Origin of the sequence: Nocardia sp. NPDC047654, assembly GCF_043205035.1 — a bacterium.
Lineage (GTDB): Bacteria > Actinomycetota > Actinomycetes > Mycobacteriales > Mycobacteriaceae > Nocardia.
The window spans coordinates 800850-816453 of the sequence record NZ_JBIDDF010000002.1 but is presented as its reverse complement, the minus strand read 5'-3'; the positions used below and the strand labels follow the sequence as shown (position 1 = coordinate 816453).

Annotated in this window: 12 protein-coding genes; 4 read left to right on the top strand and 8 right to left on the bottom strand. The window is 69.8% G+C overall.

Annotated features, from left to right (window positions below):
• The first annotated feature begins 44 nt into the window (after positions 1-44).
• The 3 genes from ACGF7Y_RS12130 (at position 45) to ACGF7Y_RS12120 (ending at position 4246) form a co-directional block, all read left to right on the top strand.
• Positions 45-1322, top strand: a complete 1278-nt coding sequence (locus ACGF7Y_RS12130) for a glycosyltransferase (RefSeq protein WP_393232488.1) — start codon at positions 45-47, stop codon at positions 1320-1322.
• A complete protein-coding gene (locus tag ACGF7Y_RS12125) occupies positions 1322-3535 on the top strand; it encodes a glycosyltransferase family 39 protein (protein WP_393232485.1) in 2214 nt (737 codons plus the stop codon). Before ACGF7Y_RS12130 ends, ACGF7Y_RS12125 begins: the two co-directional genes overlap by 1 nt.
• Positions 3536-3880: 345 nt before the next feature.
• On the top strand, positions 3881-4246 hold the full coding sequence (locus ACGF7Y_RS12120) for a hypothetical protein (protein ID WP_393232482.1): 366 nt from the start codon (positions 3881-3883) through the stop codon (positions 4244-4246).
• Positions 4247-4299: 53 nt separating this feature from the next.
• On the opposite strand, the gene ACGF7Y_RS12115 is transcribed toward ACGF7Y_RS12120, so the two are convergent.
• Positions 4300-4857 carry a TetR/AcrR family transcriptional regulator gene (locus ACGF7Y_RS12115; RefSeq protein WP_393232480.1) on the bottom strand — a complete coding sequence of 186 codons (558 nt, stop codon included), beginning with the start codon at positions 4855-4857 and terminating at the stop codon, positions 4300-4302.
• Between the two features lie 178 nt (positions 4858-5035).
• Here ACGF7Y_RS12115 and ACGF7Y_RS12110 point away from each other — a divergent pair, with 178 nt between their 5' ends.
• Entirely contained in the window at positions 5036-6406 is a 1371-nt protein-coding gene (locus ACGF7Y_RS12110) for a glycosyltransferase 87 family protein (protein WP_393232477.1), read from the top strand.
• On the opposite strand, the gene ACGF7Y_RS12105 is transcribed toward ACGF7Y_RS12110, so the two are convergent.
• The 7 genes from ACGF7Y_RS12105 to ACGF7Y_RS12075 form a co-directional block, all read right to left on the bottom strand.
• A complete protein-coding gene (locus ACGF7Y_RS12105; RefSeq protein ID WP_357122630.1) occupies positions 6379-6993 on the bottom strand; it encodes a TetR/AcrR family transcriptional regulator in 615 nt (204 codons plus the stop codon). The two genes, ACGF7Y_RS12110 and ACGF7Y_RS12105, sit on opposite strands and share 28 nt — an antisense overlap.
• Before the next feature lie 5 nt (positions 6994-6998).
• Positions 6999-7775, bottom strand: coding sequence for an enoyl-CoA hydratase family protein (locus ACGF7Y_RS12100; RefSeq protein ID WP_393232474.1), 777 nt, complete (start codon positions 7773-7775; stop codon positions 6999-7001).
• 11 nt (positions 7776-7786) lie between these two features.
• Entirely contained in the window at positions 7787-8947 is a 1161-nt protein-coding gene (locus ACGF7Y_RS12095; RefSeq protein WP_393232471.1) for an acyl-CoA dehydrogenase family protein, read from the bottom strand.
• 70 nt (positions 8948-9017) lie between these two features.
• Positions 9018-11045, bottom strand: coding sequence for an acetyl/propionyl/methylcrotonyl-CoA carboxylase subunit alpha (locus ACGF7Y_RS12090; RefSeq protein ID WP_393232469.1), 2028 nt, complete (start codon positions 11043-11045; stop codon positions 9018-9020).
• An 8-nt stretch (positions 11046-11053) separates the two neighbouring features.
• Complete coding sequence (locus ACGF7Y_RS12085) at positions 11054-12652, bottom strand: acyl-CoA carboxylase subunit beta (protein ID WP_393232466.1); 1599 nt, start codon at positions 12650-12652, stop codon at positions 11054-11056.
• The gene (locus ACGF7Y_RS12080; RefSeq protein WP_040870686.1) at positions 12649-13800 is read right to left on the bottom strand and encodes an acyl-CoA dehydrogenase family protein; all 1152 of its coding nucleotides are present in this window, start codon (positions 13798-13800) and stop codon (positions 12649-12651) included. The genes ACGF7Y_RS12085 and ACGF7Y_RS12080 overlap by 4 nt, the downstream gene beginning before the upstream one ends.
• Complete coding sequence (locus ACGF7Y_RS12075; protein ID WP_393232463.1) at positions 13797-15512, bottom strand: acyclic terpene utilization AtuA family protein; 1716 nt, start codon at positions 15510-15512, stop codon at positions 13797-13799. Before ACGF7Y_RS12075 ends, ACGF7Y_RS12080 begins: the two co-directional genes overlap by 4 nt.
• Between the last annotated feature and the right edge of the window lie 92 nt (positions 15513-15604).

Here is a 15604-nt window from a genome sequence, read left to right as displayed (position 1 = left end):
TGAGGCCCAGCACCGTGGCAGCGTAGCCGTCGAATGTTGTTCGCATGACCGAGACCTTGACCGTCGCGGCGGCGGAACGGACCGAGACCACGGGTGCGCCCGTGCTGGACGTGGTGATACCCGTCTACAACGAAGAGGCCGACCTCGGCGTGTGCGTCCGCAGACTGCACGCCTACCTGCGCGACGGGTTCCCCTTCCCGGCGCGCATCACGGTCGCCGACAACGCGAGCACCGACGACACGCTACAGGTCGCCCAACTGCTCGCCGAAGAACTGGACGACGTACGGGTGGTGCACCTGTCCGCCAAGGGACGCGGGCGGGCGCTGCGAGCGGTGTGGGAACGCTCCGACGCGCAGGTGGTCGCCTATATGGACGTCGACCTGTCCACCGACTTGAACGCGCTGCTGCCCCTGGTCGCACCGCTGATCACCGGGCATTCCGACCTGGCCGTCGGCACCCGGCTCGACGCCGCGTCCCGGGTGGTGCGCGGGCCCAAGCGCGAGATCATCTCGCGCTGCTACAACCTCCTGCTGAAAGCCTCGCTGCGCGCGCACTTCTCCGACGCCCAGTGCGGCTTCAAGGCCATGCGCACCGACGTGGCGCGCCGCCTGCTGCCGCTGGTGCACGACGGCGAGTGGTTCTTCGACACCGAATTGCTGGTGCTCGCCGAGCGGGCGGGGCTGCGCATCCACGAGGTTCCGGTGGACTGGATCGATGATCCGGACAGCCGCGTCGACATCATCGACACCGCGCGCAAGGACCTGCTCGGTATCTGGCGGCTCGGGCGGGCACTGGCCACCGGCACGCTGCCGCTCGACGAACTACGCCGGTCGGTGGGCCGGGAACCGCTGGTGCCGGGGGTGCCGCTGGGCATGGTCGGGCAACTCGTGCGGTTCGCGATCGTCGGCGTGCTGAGCACGCTGGCCTATCTGCTGCTCTACGTGCTGTTGCAGCCGCTCGCCGGCGCGCAGGTGGCGAACTTCGCTGCGCTGCTGATCACGGCGGTGGGCAATACCGCCGCCAACCGGGCCTTCACCTTCGGCGTGCGCGGCTCGAACAGAGCCGTGTCGCATCAGTTCCAAGGACTGGTGATCTTCGGCATCGGATTGGCGCTCACCAGCGGATCGTTGTTCGCGCTGCATCGGTGGGCGCCGGACGCCTCGGTGCACCTGGAGCTGTTCGTTCTCGTGGTGGCCAATCTGGTGGCGACGCTGTTGCGGTTCGTCGGGCTGCGCTGGGTGTTTCGCGACAGCGGAGGCGAGGGCGCGCGGAACGCACCGGCTCTCGCCGCCGCCGGAAGCGCCGCCGAGGGAGACCGTTGATGACGGCGACGCTCACCGCGCGACCCGCCGCGACCGAACCGCGGCCGAGGCCGCGCCGGAACTGGGAGTATCCGGCGCTGGCGGCACTACTGATCGGCACGGCGGTGGCGTATCTGTGCAACCTGAGCGCCAACGGATGGGCGAATTCGTTCTACTCGGCTGCGGTACAGGCGGGTTCGGTCTCGTGGAAGGCGTTCTTCTTCGGGTCCTCCGACGCGGCGAACTCGATCACCGTGGACAAACCGCCCGCCTCACTGTGGCTGATGGAGCTGTCGGTGCGGGCCTTCGGGCTGAGCAGCTGGAGCATCCTGGTGCCGGAGGTGCTGCTCGGGGTGGCCAGTGTGGCACTGCTGTGGGCGACGGTGCGCAGGCCGTTCGGGCCCGCGGCCGGATTGCTCGCCGGGTTGGCGCTGGCGGTGACGCCCGTCGCGGCGCTGATGTTCCGGTTCAACAATCCCGAGGCGCTGCTGGTGTTCCTGATGGTCGCGGCCGCCTGGGCGATGACGCGGGCGGTGGAGGACGGCCGCTGGCGCTGGCTGGTCTCGACCGGCGCGCTGATCGGCTTCGGTTTCCTCACCAAGCAATTGCAGGTGCTGCTGGTGGTTCCGGCGCTGGCGCTGACCTACTCGATCGCGGGCCCGCCGAAACTCGGCAAGCGCATCCTGCAACTCTTCGCCGCAGCGGCCGCGATGGTGGTGGCCGCGGGCTGGTGGTTGCTGGCGGTCGAACTGTGGCCCGCCTCGTCACGTCCGTGGATCGGCGGCTCGCACGACAACTCGATCCTGGAACTCACCCTCGGCTACAACGGGCTCGGCAGGCTCAACGGCAACGAGCGTGGCAGCGTCGGACCGGGCGGCGACCTTCCGCCGGGCGGCAACGGCATGTGGGGAAGCACCGGCATCACGCGGATGTTCGAACCGGCGCAGGGCGGTCAGATCGCGTGGCTGATCCCCGCCGCGCTGGTCGCGCTCGTCGTGGGAATACTGCTGCGCGGCAGAGCCGCTCGCACCGATCCGCAGCGCGCCTCGCTCGTCCTCTGGGGCGGATGGCTGCTGGGGACCGGGCTGGTCTTCAGCTTCATGGCCGGCATCTTCCACCAGTACTACACCGTGGCCCTGGCTCCGGCCATCGCCGCGCTCGTCGGCGCGGGTGCGGTGCTGTCGTGGCGGGGACGGCACCGGCTGTGGGTGCGGATGGCGTCGGCGCTCGCGGTGGGCCTCACCACGGCGACCGCCTGGATGCTGTTGTCCCGCAGTCCGGAATGGCAGTCGTGGCTGCGCTGGACGGTGCTGGTCGTCGGCGTGATCGCGACGCTCGCCGTGCTCTTGCCCGCGCCGCGCAAGCTCGCCGTGGCGTCGGCGCTGGCCGTGGCGTTCACCTTCCTCGCCGGACCGGTCGCCTACGCCGTCGACACGATCGCGACGCCGCACGCGGGTTCGATTCCCTCGGCCGGGCCGAACGTCGCGATGCGTGGTCGGCCACCGTGGGGTGAGGGAATGCCGGGGATGAATCGCCGCATGCCGGACGGAGCCGGGACCACCGGCCGCGATGGAGCCGGACAGGTTCCGGGCGGTACGCCGCCGGATGGGCGTTCGCCGGGAGCGGGCACGACATCGGACGGCCGCATTCCTCAACCGGGCGGCGCACCCGGCGGCCGGATGCCGGGCGACGGGCAGCTCCCGGACGGCGCGGGCACGCCGCCCGGCGCGGCGCCGCAGGGCAACCCGCCCGGCGACGGCACGATGTTCCCGCCGGGAACGCTGCCCGATGGGCAGGCCCCGCAAGGCACCGCCGCGACGCAGGGCGCGCCCGGCGACGGCGGTCCCGGCCCCAACGGCGGCGGAATCGGCGGCCTGCTCGGGGCGAGCGAACCCAGCGCCCAGGTCGTGTCCCTGCTCGAGCAGAACGGCGGCGACTACACCTGGGTGGCCGCGGCCATCGGCTCGAACAGCGCCGCGGGCTTGCAGCTGGCCACCGAATTGCCCGTGATGCCCATCGGCGGCTTCAACGGCAGCGACCCCTCGCCGACGCTGGAGCAGTTCAAGCAATATGTCGCCGAAGGGAAGATCCATTACTTCGTCGGCGGCGGACGGGGCGGGCCGGGTTCGTCCGACTCCTCCCCCAGCGCCCAGATCACGCAGTGGGTCCAGGAGAACTTCACCGCCACCCAGGTGGACGGGGTCACTTTGTACGACCTGACCGCCACCCACTGAAACCGCGCGATGCGGTCCTGTCGCCCTGCATTCCCCGGGGCCGCATCGCCTCCCGGTGTTCAGCGCGACCCCTGCGCCCGCTGAACACCGCATCCGCACCGGCGCCATACCTCGGCGCCGGTGCGGATCGCGTTGTGCGGCAATCACCTTCCCTGGTCACAATCCCGCGAATGCGCGCGGGCGCACAGCGGTGGAACGTCGAACATGCGACCGGCGCCGATGATTCGAGCGCCCGCTCTTGGCATCCCGCAAAACTCCAGCGATGATGATCGGACGCGTGACGGCTCCGGGCCGGTAGCCGGGACCATCAGCTGACGTGTCCACCGCGAACTTTCAGGGAAACAATTGAACGCTTTCATGAAGCTGGCCGTGACGGTGGTCAGCGCACTGGTCGCAACCGCGCTCACCGTCGGATTCGCCGCCACCGCGTCGGCGGCCCCCGCCGACCGAGCCGAATCGGTCGTCGCGGCGACCGGCGAACCCCCGCAGGTGACCTACATCAAGGCATGCCTGCCGCCCGGCGACACCATCGAACTGCGCACGGGAATCGGCGCGGCGATCGGCGCCGCCATCGGCGCGCTCGTCGGCCTGCCCGTCTTCTTCGTCGGCGCGATTCCCGGCGCGATCATCGTCGGCTTGATCGGCGCCGCCATCGGAGCGTCCTCCTACGCCATCGATTCGGGAAGGCTCGAGCAGCAAGGTCTGTGCTGAGCAGCGCGTCGCGGCGCGCCGCGACGCGCAGGCCGCTCGGCGAGCGCCGCAGGTCAATCGCTCCCGGCGGCCAGCGCGCGCACCAGCCGGTCCAGCGCGGGGCGTGGATCGAAGTCCGCTGCCGGGTTCACCAGCTGATGCAGGATGATCCCGTCGAGTTGGTCGACCAGGATCCGCGCCACCGCCCGATCCACGCCGATACCCGCCAGCAGCGACGCGGTCCATTCGGTCAGCCGCAGATGTCCTCGGCGGATGGTCTCGCGTAGCGCGGGAATGCACTGCGCCTCCAGGAACAGGGCATAGCGGGCCAGGGTGCGCACCCGGTCGGCGCGCACCGCGTGCACGACGAAAGCGGCCATGCCCTCGACGAGTTCGTCGATCGTGCCGGGCGCGGGCTGCCGGGTGAGCACCTCCCAATCCGTGTAGTCGCGCGCCTCGAGGCGCTCGGTGATGCCGATCAGCAGCGCTTCCCGGGTGCGGAAGTAATTGGACGCCGATCCGGCGGGCATGCCCGCGGCCTCGTCGACCGCGCGGTGGGTGAGCGCGCGGGTACCGCGGGATCCCAGCAGGTCGATCGCCGCGTCCAAGACGAGGTCGCGTTTGGTGGACACCCTTCGAATACTACGTAGGTAGTGATACAGGTTACAGTTCCCCCTCCTGGTACTACAGGAGTAGTAACCGTATCGTTAGTCCCGCTTACGGTTTCAGCGTTGCCCGCAGGATCGGCCCGGTCACCATCTCCGGCTCAGATCCCGCCTGATTCAACCGACATCTGATGAAGGAAAAGGCATGGCGACTGTCGCACCGGCGACAACTGTCGTTGTCGCGCCTGCGACGGAGCTACCGGTCGCGCGCAGCCCTCGTCCGCGAACCCGGCTCGCGCTGGGCGCGGCCATCGTGTTCACCGCCGCCTCGCTCACGCTCTGGTTGCTGTTCTTGCGCCCCAACTGGGAGATGTACTGGCACCAAATAGATCTGCAGGTCTACATGTGGGGCGGCAACGCCGCCGCGCTGCACCCGGCCCAGTTGTACACCGCACGCGGCCCGCTGTTCCTGCCGTTCCTCTATCCCGTCTTCGCGGCGTGGATCTGCGCGGAATTGGCGCGGTTCCCGATCAACTACGTCGGCACCGGCATGGTGGTCGCGACACTGATCGCCTTGTATCTCAGCGTGTGGTGCACCGCCGTGCTGCTGCGGTATCGGCGCGGGCTCGGCATGCTCGCGGTGACACTGGCCGTCGGCAGCGCCGCGCTCTGGCTCGAGCCCGTCCAGCAGACCTTCCGCTTCGGACAGATCAGCATGATCCTGATGGCGATGGTCCTGGGCGACTTCGCGATACCGAAAGAGCACTGGAGTCGCGGCATCCTCATCGGGATCGCCACCGGGATCAAGCTCACGCCCGCGGTATTCATCGTCTATCTGGTGGTCACGCGCCAGCTGAAGGCCGCCGCCATCGCCATGGGCGCCTTCGCGGCGACGGTCGCGGCCGGTTTCTGGTATCGGCCGACCGAGGCGGCCCAGTTCTGGACAACGACCGTGGCGTCCCAGAACCGGATCGGCTTCGCCTACGTGCAGAATCAGTCGCTCAACGGTCTGCTCGGCCGCCTGCAATGGACCACATGGGACAGCCACGTGCTGTGGCTGCTCGGCGCGGGCGCGCTCGGCCTGGCCGGACTGGCCGCGGCGCGGATCGCGCACGCACGAGGAGACGAGATGCTCGGCATCCTGCTCGCCGCCGGTGTGACGCTGCTGTGCTCACCGATCTCCTGGACCCACTACTGGGTGTGGATGGTGCCCGCGCTCGTCTGGGCCGGGCACGCGCTGTCCCGCCGATCGCGGGCGGCCGCGATCGCGGTGCCCGCCGCGATCACGCTGTTCGCCTTCGCCTGGCCGATGCAGGTGGACTCGATCGGAGCCTGGGATGAAACCCTTCCGCTGCTGCCGCAAGGGCTGATCTGGTTCGTGCCGCAGACCAACGGCCGCGAATTCCATTGGGATCCGGTGCAATTCCTGGACGGCAACTCCTACGCCCTGCTTACCCTCGCCGCGCTCGTCACCGCCGTCGTCCTGCTTTCGCGCACACCGAGACCGGCACTCGAGGCGTCGCGTCCGGCCCGGTCGCGGGCTCCGGTTCAGCGGGAGGCGTGCAAGGCGGCGTGAAGCGTGGCCGCCCACTGTTCGACTATCCGCTTACGGCGGGCCGAATCGTCGGTGAGAACGTCGGCGAGGCCGAGACCGCGCGCCATGTCCAGGGTCGCCTGCACCAAATGGTGGGTCACCGGGTCCGAGTCGTCCACACCCAGGGCTTCGACCGCGCGGCGGTGCGAGGCGCGCCCGAAGCGGGCCTCCAGCGGGACGATCCGCTCCCGCAACACCGGGTCGGCGGCGGCGTGCGTCCAGACTTGCAGGGCCGCCTTGAACAACGGGCTGGTGTAGGACTCGACCAGCCCCGCAACCACCGCCTCGGTGCGGGCCAGCCCGTCACCCAGCTCCGTCAACGTCGCGGCTTCCTGCACCGCCTGCCCGCTGCGCGTGTCGAACATGTACTCCAGCGCGGCGGTGATCAGATCCTCCCTGGTGGGAAAGTGATGCTGCGCCGCGCCACGCGACACGCCGGCCCGTTCGGCGACCACGGCGACCGTCGCGGCCGCCCAGCCCATCTCGGCCAGGCAGTCGATGGTCGCCTCGAGCAGGCGCTGCCGGGTGGCGCGGCTGCGGTCCTGCTTGGGTTCGTGGGGTGTCGCCATGGTCGTCATTCTGCCCAGCTCGGCGGGCGGCGCTGCAAAAAGGCCAGCATGCCCTCGTGCACCTCGGGGGTGCCGAAGAAGCTCGCCGAACGCCGCGCGAGTTCCTCGGCGGAGGCGTCGAACTCGGCGAGGATGCCCGCGTTGACCAGTCGCTTGGCCTCCGCCAGCCCCTGCGGGGAGCCCTTGCGCACCTCCGCGCACAGCCGCGCCACCTCGGCCGCCGGGTCGTCGGCGGTGACGGTGACCAGGCCGATCTCCTCGGCCACGGCGGCGTCGAACTTCTCGCCGGTCAGGTAGTACCGGCCGGCCGCACGCGGGCTGAGCCTGGGCAGCAGGGTCAGCGAAATCATGAACGGCGCCAGCCCGATGCGCACCTCGGTGAGCGCGAAACTGCTGGCCGGTCCGGCCACGACGAGGTCGCAGCCCGCCACGATGCCCATGCCGCCCGCCCGTACGTTGCCGTCGATCCGCGCGATCACCGGCTTCGGAATCTCCACCAGCCTGCGCAGCACGCCGATCATGACCCGGGTGCGCTCGTCGGCGGCCACGGCCGGATCGGCGTCAGCGGCCTCGCTGAGATCAGCGCCCGCGCAGAAGGTGTTGCCGGTGTGCGCGAGCACGACGACGCGCACCGCGTCGTCGGCGGCCGCGTCGTCGAGCCCGCGCAGCAGCTCGGCGACCAACTTGGACGACAGCGCGTTGCGGTTGTGCGGCGAATCGAAGGTGAGCGTCGCGACGCCGTCGCTCACCTCGTAGCGGACGAACGGAGCCGTCTCGGTCATGCGGCGTCCTCTCAGTACGACTTCGGCAGGCCCAGCGAGTACTGGGCGACGAAGTTGAGGACCATTTCCCGGCTGACCGGCGCGATGCGGCCGATGCGCGCGGCGGCGAGCATCGCGGCCAGCCCGACGTCCCTGGTCAGGCCGGAGCCGCCGTGGGTCTGGATGGCCTGGTCGAGCGCCTTGATGCTGGCCTCCGCCGCCGCGTATTTCGCCATGTTGGCGGCCTCGGCCGCGCCCATCTCGTCGCCCGTGTCGTACAGGGTCGCGGCCTTCTGCATCATCAGCTTCGCCAGCTCCAGTTCGACCTTCACCTGGGCGAGCGGATGCGAGATGCCCTGGTGCGCACCGATCGGCGTCTTCCACACCGTGCGCTCCCTGGCGTATTCCACGGCGCGATCGATGGCGTAGCGGGCCAGGCCGATCGCCATGGCCGCGCCCATGATGCGCTCCGGGTTGAGGCCCGCGAACAGCTGCATCAACGCCGCGTCCTCCTTGCCGACCAGCGCGGTGGAGGGCAGCCGGACGTCGTCGAGGAACAGGCTGTACTGGTGGTCGGGCTCGATGATGTCCATCTCCTGCGCCGTCTTGGTGAAGCCTTCGGCGTCGGTCGGCACGATGAACAGGGCGGGCTTGAGTTTGCCGGTCTTGTGGTCTTCGGTGCGGGACACGATCAGCACGGCCTCGGCCTGGTCCACGCCGGAGATGAAGATCTTGCGGCCGTTGAGGATCCAGTCGTCGCCGTCGCGGCGCGCGGTGGTGGTGATCTGATGGGAGTTGGAGCCGGCGTCCGGCTCGGTGATGCCGAAGACCATCTTGCCGGAGCCGTCGGCGAGTTTGGGCAGCCACTCCTGCTTCTGCTCGTCGGTGCCGTACTTGGTGATGATGGTGCCGCAGATGGCCGGGGAGACCACCATGAGCAGCAGGCCCGCGCCCTGCGCCGACAGCTCCTCCATCACCAGCGACAGCTCGTACATGCCCGCGCCGCCGCCACCGTACTCCTCGGGCAGGTTCACGCCGAGGAAGCCGAGTTTGCCTGCCTCCTGCCACAATTCGTCCAGCGGCTCGTTCTTGCGCGCCTTCGGCAGCACGTAGTCGCGATAGTTGTATTTCGCGGCCAGCGCGGCGACGGCGGCCCGCAGCGCCTTCTGCTCGTCGGTTTCGATGAAGCTCATCAGTTCTCCTGTATCTTGCGGGGGCTCCCGCACCCCGTCGGCTCGATGAGCGCTGCGCGATTGTGGCTCATCAGTTCTCCTGGGTTTCCACGGGTTCGACGACCGCGAGCACGGCGCCGACGTCGACCTGCTGGCCGACGGTGACGTTCACGGCGCTGAGCACGCCCGCGGCGGGCGCGGCGATGGTGTGCTCCATCTTCATCGCCTCCAGCCACAGAATCGGCTGACCCTGTTCGACCTGGCTGCCGACCTTGGCGCCGAGCCGGATCACGCTGCCTGGCATGGGCGCCAGCAGCGAGCCGGTGGCCACCTGGTCGGCGGGGTCGCTGAAGCGCGGCACCCGGCGCAGCGCCACCGGGCCGAGCGGCGAGTCGACATAGACCTGGTCGCCGTAGCGGGCGACCTCGAATCGCCTGCGCACCGGGCCGCGTTCGCCCGGAACCGACAGCACGACCCGATCGGGAGCCGACTCGACGAGTTCCAGGCCGTCGTGACCGTCCACGGTGACGCCGGTCCGGCCGAAGCGGTATCCCACTTCGTGCGTCCCGGTCGCGCGGCTCTCGTACGACTTGCGCTGCGACTGCGACGGCAGGTTCCGCCACCCGCTGGGCAGCCCGCCGCCCACCCGCGCGCGGCCACGGTTGGCGGCGGCCTCGGCCAGTGCCGCCGCCACGACGGACAGCGCCTCGTCGGACGCCGACACCAGCGGCGCCGCGAGGACGTCGAGCCCGTGCGTGGCGAAGAACGCGGTGTCGGTGTCACCGGCCAGGAATGCCGGATGACGCAGCACGCGCACCAGCAGGTCGCGGTTGGTGACCAGGCCGTGGATCTTGGCGCGGTGCAGGGCCGCGGCCAGCAAGCGAGCCGCTTCGCCGCGCGTCTCGGCGTAGGAGATGACCTTGGCCAGCATCGGGTCGTAGTGCACGCCGACCACCGAGCCGTCCACGACGCCCGTATCCAGGCGCACGCCCGGCCGGTCCAGCAGATCGAATTCCGCGCGCACCGAGGGGATGTCGATCCGGTGCACGGTTCCGCTCTGCGGCTGCCAGTCCTGCGCCGGGTCCTCGGCGTAGAGCCGCACCTCGATCGAGTGTCCGCGCATCGCGGGCGGTTCGGCGGGCAGCGCGGCGCCCACGGCGACGTCCAGTTGCAACCGGACCAGGTCCAGGCCGGTGGTGCACTCGGTGACCGGATGCTCCACTTGCAGGCGGGTGTTCATCTCGAGAAAGAAGAACTCGCCCTGCTCGTCGGCGAGGAACTCCACGGTGCCCGCGCCGGTGTAGCCGATCGCGCCCGCCGCGAGGCGCGCCGCCTCGAACAGCCGCTCCCGCATGCCTTCGGTGCGTTCCACCAGCGGGGAGGGAGCCTCCTCGATCACCTTCTGGTGGCGGCGCTGGATGGAGCACTCGCGCTCGCCCACCGCCCAGATGGCGCCGTGCGTGTCGGCCATCACCTGGACCTCGATGTGCCTGCCGGTCTCCAGGTAGCGCTCGCAGAAAACCGTCGGATCGCCGAAGGCGGATTCCGCCTCGCGACGTGCGGCCTCGATCTGCGAGGTCAGATCGGCCAGCTCGCGCACCACCCGCATACCGCGCCCGCCGCCGCCCGCGGATGCCTTGATAAGCACCGGGAGGTGGGACTCGGTGACCTCGGCCGGGTCCAGCTCGGCGAGCACCGGCACGCCTGCGGCGTCCATCATCTTCTTCGACGCGACCTTCGAGCCCATCTGCTCGATCGCCTCGACCGGCGGGCCGATCCAGACCAGCCCGGCGTCGAGCACGGCCTTGGCGAAATCGGCGTTCTCGGAGAGGAACCCGTAGCCGGGGTGGATGGCGTCGGCGCCCGCGGCCAGCGCGGCCTCGATGATCAGTTCACCGCGCAGATAGGTTTCGGCGGGCGTGTTGCCGGGCAGCCGCACCGCGGCGTCCGCCTCGGTGACGTGCGGCGCGGCGGCATCCGCGTCGGAGTACACCGCGACGCTGCCCAGACCCATCCGGCGGCAGGTGGCGAAGACCCGGCGGGCGATCTCGCCACGGTTGGCGACGAGAACGTTCGTGATCTGCCCACCCGTATTCGAATCGCCATGCGATGCAGTCATATCCGGCCTCACATTCGGAAGACGCCGAAGCCGTCGGCGCCTTTGATCGGGGCATTGTGAATGGCCGACAGGGACATTCCCAACACGGTGCGGGTGTCGCGCGGGTCGATGACGCCGTCGTCGTAGAGCCGCCCGGACATGAACATCGCCAGCGATTCGGCCTCGATCTGCGCCTCCACCATGGCGCGCATCCCGGCGTCGGCCTCCTCGTCGAACGGCAGGCCCTTGGCCTCGGCGGCGGCCCGGCCGACGATCGAGATGACGCCCGCCAGCTGCGCGCCGCCCATCACGGCGGATTTGGCGCTGGGCCAGGCGAAGACGAAGCGCGGGTCGTAGGCACGGCCGCACATGCCGTAGTGGCCCGCGCCGTAGGACGAACCCATCAGCACCGAGATGTGCGGGACCTTCGAATTGGAGACCGCGTTGATCATCATCGCGCCGTGCTTGATGATGCCCTTCTGCTCGTACTCCTTGCCCACCATGTAACCGGTGGTGTTGTGCAGGAACAACAGTGGCGTGTTCGTCTTGTTGGCCAGCTGGATGAACTGGGTGGCCTTCTGCGATTCCTCGGAGAACAGCACGCCGCGCGCGTTGGCCAGAATGCCCACCGGATAGCCGTGCAGTTCGGCCCATCCGGTGACCAGGCTGCTGCCGTAGAGCGGCTTGAACTCGTCGAAGTCCGAACCGTCCACGATGCGGGCGATCACCTCGCGCGGGTCGAACGGGATCTTCAGGTCCGACGGCACGATGCCGAGCAGATCCTCCGGGTCGTGCAGCGGCTCGATCACCTCGGCGCGCGGAGCCGGGCCCTGCTTGCGCCAGTTCAGCCGCTTGACGATGGAGCGGCCGATGCGGATCGCGTCCTGCTCGTCCAGCGCGTAGTAATCCGCGAGGCCGGAGACCCGCGCGTGCATGTCGGCGCCGCCGAGGGATTCGTCGTCGGACTCCTCACCGGTGGCCATCTTGACCAGCGGCGGACCGCCGAGGAACACCTTGGAGCGCTCCTTGATCATCACCACGTGGTCGGACATGCCGGGAATGTAGGCGCCGCCCGCGGTGGAGTTGCCGAACACCAGCGCGATGGTCGGGATGCCCGCCGCCGACGCCTGGGTGAGGTCGCGGAACATCCGGCCGCCGGGCACGAACACCTCCTTCTGCGTGGGCAGGTCGGCGCCGCCGGATTCCACCAGCGAGATCACCGGCAGCCGGTTTTCCCGCACGATGTCGTTGATGCGCAACGTCTTGCGCAGCGTCCACGGGTTGGAGGTGCCGCCGCGCACGGTCGGGTCGGGCGCGACGATCATGCACTCGACGCCCTCCACGATGCCGATCCCGGCGATGGTGCTGCCGCCGACGTGGAATTCACTGCCCCAACCCGCCAGCGGGCACAGTTCCAGGAACGGCGAGTCCTCGTCCACGAGCAGTTCGATGCGCTCACGCGCGGTGAGCTTGCCGCGCTTGCGGTGCCGGGCCAGCTTGTCCGGTCCACCGCCCGCGATGGCCTTGGCGAACTCGGCCTCCACCTCAGCGAGCTTGGCCGCCATCGCGTCGGCCGCGGCTTCGTACTCGGGCGCCGCGGTGTCCAGGGCGCTGCGCAGAACGGTCATTTCTGGTACCCCAATCGCTTCGCCGCCAGTCCGGTGAGGATTTCGGTCGTGCCGCCGCCGATGCCGAGGATGCGCATATCCCGGTACTGGCGCTCGATCTCCGATTCGCGCATGTAGCCGAGACCGCCGAACAACTGGACGGCCTGGTTGGCCACCCACTCGCCCGCCTCGACGGCGGTGTTCTTCGCGAAGCACACCTCGGCGATCAGGTCGGTCTCGCCTTCGGCGCTGCGCTGCACCACATCACGGGTGTAGACGCGGGCGACGTCGATGCGCCGCGCCATCTCGGTGACCGTGTTCTGCACCGCCTGCCTACTGATCAGCGGACGCCCGAAGGTCTCCCGGTTGCGCACCCACTCCAGGGTCAGGTCCAGGCAGCGCTGCGCGCTGGAGTACGCCTGCACCGCGAGGCCGACGCGCTCGCTGACGAACGCGCCCGCGATCTGGAAGAAGCCGGAGTTCTCCGGGCCGACCAGGTTCTCCACCGGCACCCGGACGTCGACGTAGGACAACTCGGCGGTGTCGGAGGCCAGCCAGCCCATCTTGTCCAGCTTGCGGCTGACCGTGAAGCCCGGCGTGTTCTTGTCGACGATGAGCAACGAGATGCCGCCCGAGCCCGGCCCGCCGGTGCGCACCGCGGTGACCACGAAGTCGGCCCGGACGCCGGAGGTGATGTAGGTCTTGGCCCCGTTGACGATGTAGTGATCGCCGTCGCGGCGCGCGGTGGTGGTGAGGTGCCCGACATCCGATCCGCCGCCGGGTTCGGTGATCGCGAGCGAACCGATCTTCTCGCCCGCCAGCGTCGGCCGCACCCAGCGCTCGATCTGTTCGACGTTGCCCGAGGCGATGATGTGCGGAACGGAGATGCCGCAGGTGAACAGCGAGGCGAACAGTCCGCCGGACGCACCGGCCTGATGCATCTCCTCGCAGACGATCATCGCGTCCACGCCGTCGCCGCCGGAACCGCCCGCGGATTCCGGGAACTGCACACCGAGCAGGCCGAGCGCGCCCGCCTTCTTGTGCAGCTCGCGCGGGATCTCCCCGGCGCGCTCCCAGCCGTCCAGGTAGGGCAGGATCTCGCGTTCCACGAAGCCACGGACCGTGGCGCGCAATTCGCGCCGTTCCGGCGTTTCCCAGAGTTTCGTCATGACAGCAGCTCCACTGGAATGTCGAGGTGACGAGACCGCAGCCATTCGCCGAGTCCCTTGGCCTGCGGGTCGAAGCGGGCCTGATAGGCCACGCCCTGACCGAGCAGGCCTTCGATGATGAAGTTCAGCGCCCGCAGATTGGGCAGCACATGCCGGGTGACCGTCAGCGAAGCCGTCTCCGGCAGAAGTTCTTTGACGCGCGCCACGGTGAGGGTGTGCACCAGCCAGCGCCATTGTTCGTCGGTGCGGACCCACACGCCGATATTCGCGTCACCGCCTTTGTCGCCGCTGCGGGCCAGCGCGATCGTCCCCAGCGGCGCGCGGCGGGTCTCCCCGGCGGGCAGCGCTTCCGGGGCGGGCGGCTCGGCGACCGCGGCGAGTTCGGCCGTTTCGGCGGACGGCGGCACGCCGACGCGGGTGCCGTCGGGCAGCACCGCCGTGTGCGGGACCTCCGCGGCGTCGACGAACCCGGGCGTGAACACGCCGTAGGGCGATCCGTTGCCGGGCAGGGTCGTGAAGCTGCATCCGGGATAGCTGGCCAGCGCCAGTTCCACCGCGACGTTGGAGAAGGCGCGCCCGACCTTGTTCGGGTCCGGGTCGCGGACCACGCAGCGCAGCAGCGCGCTGGCCTGCTCCTCGGTCTGCGCGTCCGGCCGGTCCAGGCGGGCCAGCGTCCAGGTCAGCTCGGCGGGCCGGGTCGGCAGCCAGGATTCCAGCTGTCGTTGCGCCAGTTCGGCTTTCGCCTCGATGTCCAGCCCGGTGAGCACGAACTCCATCTCGTTGCGGAAGCCGCCGAGCGTGTTGAGCGAGACCTTGAGCCGGGGCGGCGGGGCCTCGCCGGTGACGCCGCTGATCCGCACCCGGTCCGGGCCGTCCTGGTCGAGCCGGATGGTGTCCAGGCGGGAGGTCACGTCGGGTCCGGCGTAGCGGGGCCCCTGGATCTCGTACATCAGCTGGGCCTCGACGGTGTCGACCGTGACCGCCCCGCCGGTGCCCGCGTGCTTGGTGATGACGCTGCTGCCGTCGGCGCGGATCTCCGCGATCGGGAAGCCCGGCCTGCCCAGATCGGCGAGTTCGGTGAAGAAGGCGTAGTTGCCGCCGGTGGCCTGGGTGCCGCACTCGATCACGTGCCCGGCCACCACCGCGCCGGCCAGCCGGTCGTAATCCGTTCGGCCCCAGCCGAAATGCGCGGCGGCCGGGCCGACGATCACCGACGCGTCGGTGACCCGGCCGGTGACCACGATGTCCGCGCCCGCGTTCAGGCATTCGACGATGCCCCAGGCGCCGAGGTAGGCGTTGGCGGTCAGCGGCGCGCCGAAACCGAGGTCACCGGCGCGGGCGAGGAGGTCGTCGCCCTCCACGTGTGCGATCTTCGCGTCCAGTCCGAGGTCGGCGGCCACCTTGCGCAGTTTCGCCGCCAGCCCGGCCGGGTTCAGGCCGCCCGCGTTGGTCACGATGCGCACGTTGCGTTCCAGTGCGAGCCCGAGGCAGTCCTCGATCTGCTTGACGAAGGTCTTGGCGTAGCCGAGGTCCGGGTCCTTCATGCGGTCCCGGCCGAGGATCAGCATGGTCAGCTCGGCGAGATAGTCGCCGGTGAGCACGTCGAGCGGGCCACCGTCCAGCATCTCGCGCATGGCGCCGAGCCGATCACCGTAGAAGCCGGAACAGTTGCCGATCCGGAGCACGTCCGGATCGGCGGCCAGCATACTCATCAGCGGGAATGCCTCCTGTACGGCGAACCGTCAGGATGGGCCGCATGCCGCACCCGTGAAGTCCGCGTTCCGCGACCAGCATCACACCCGGG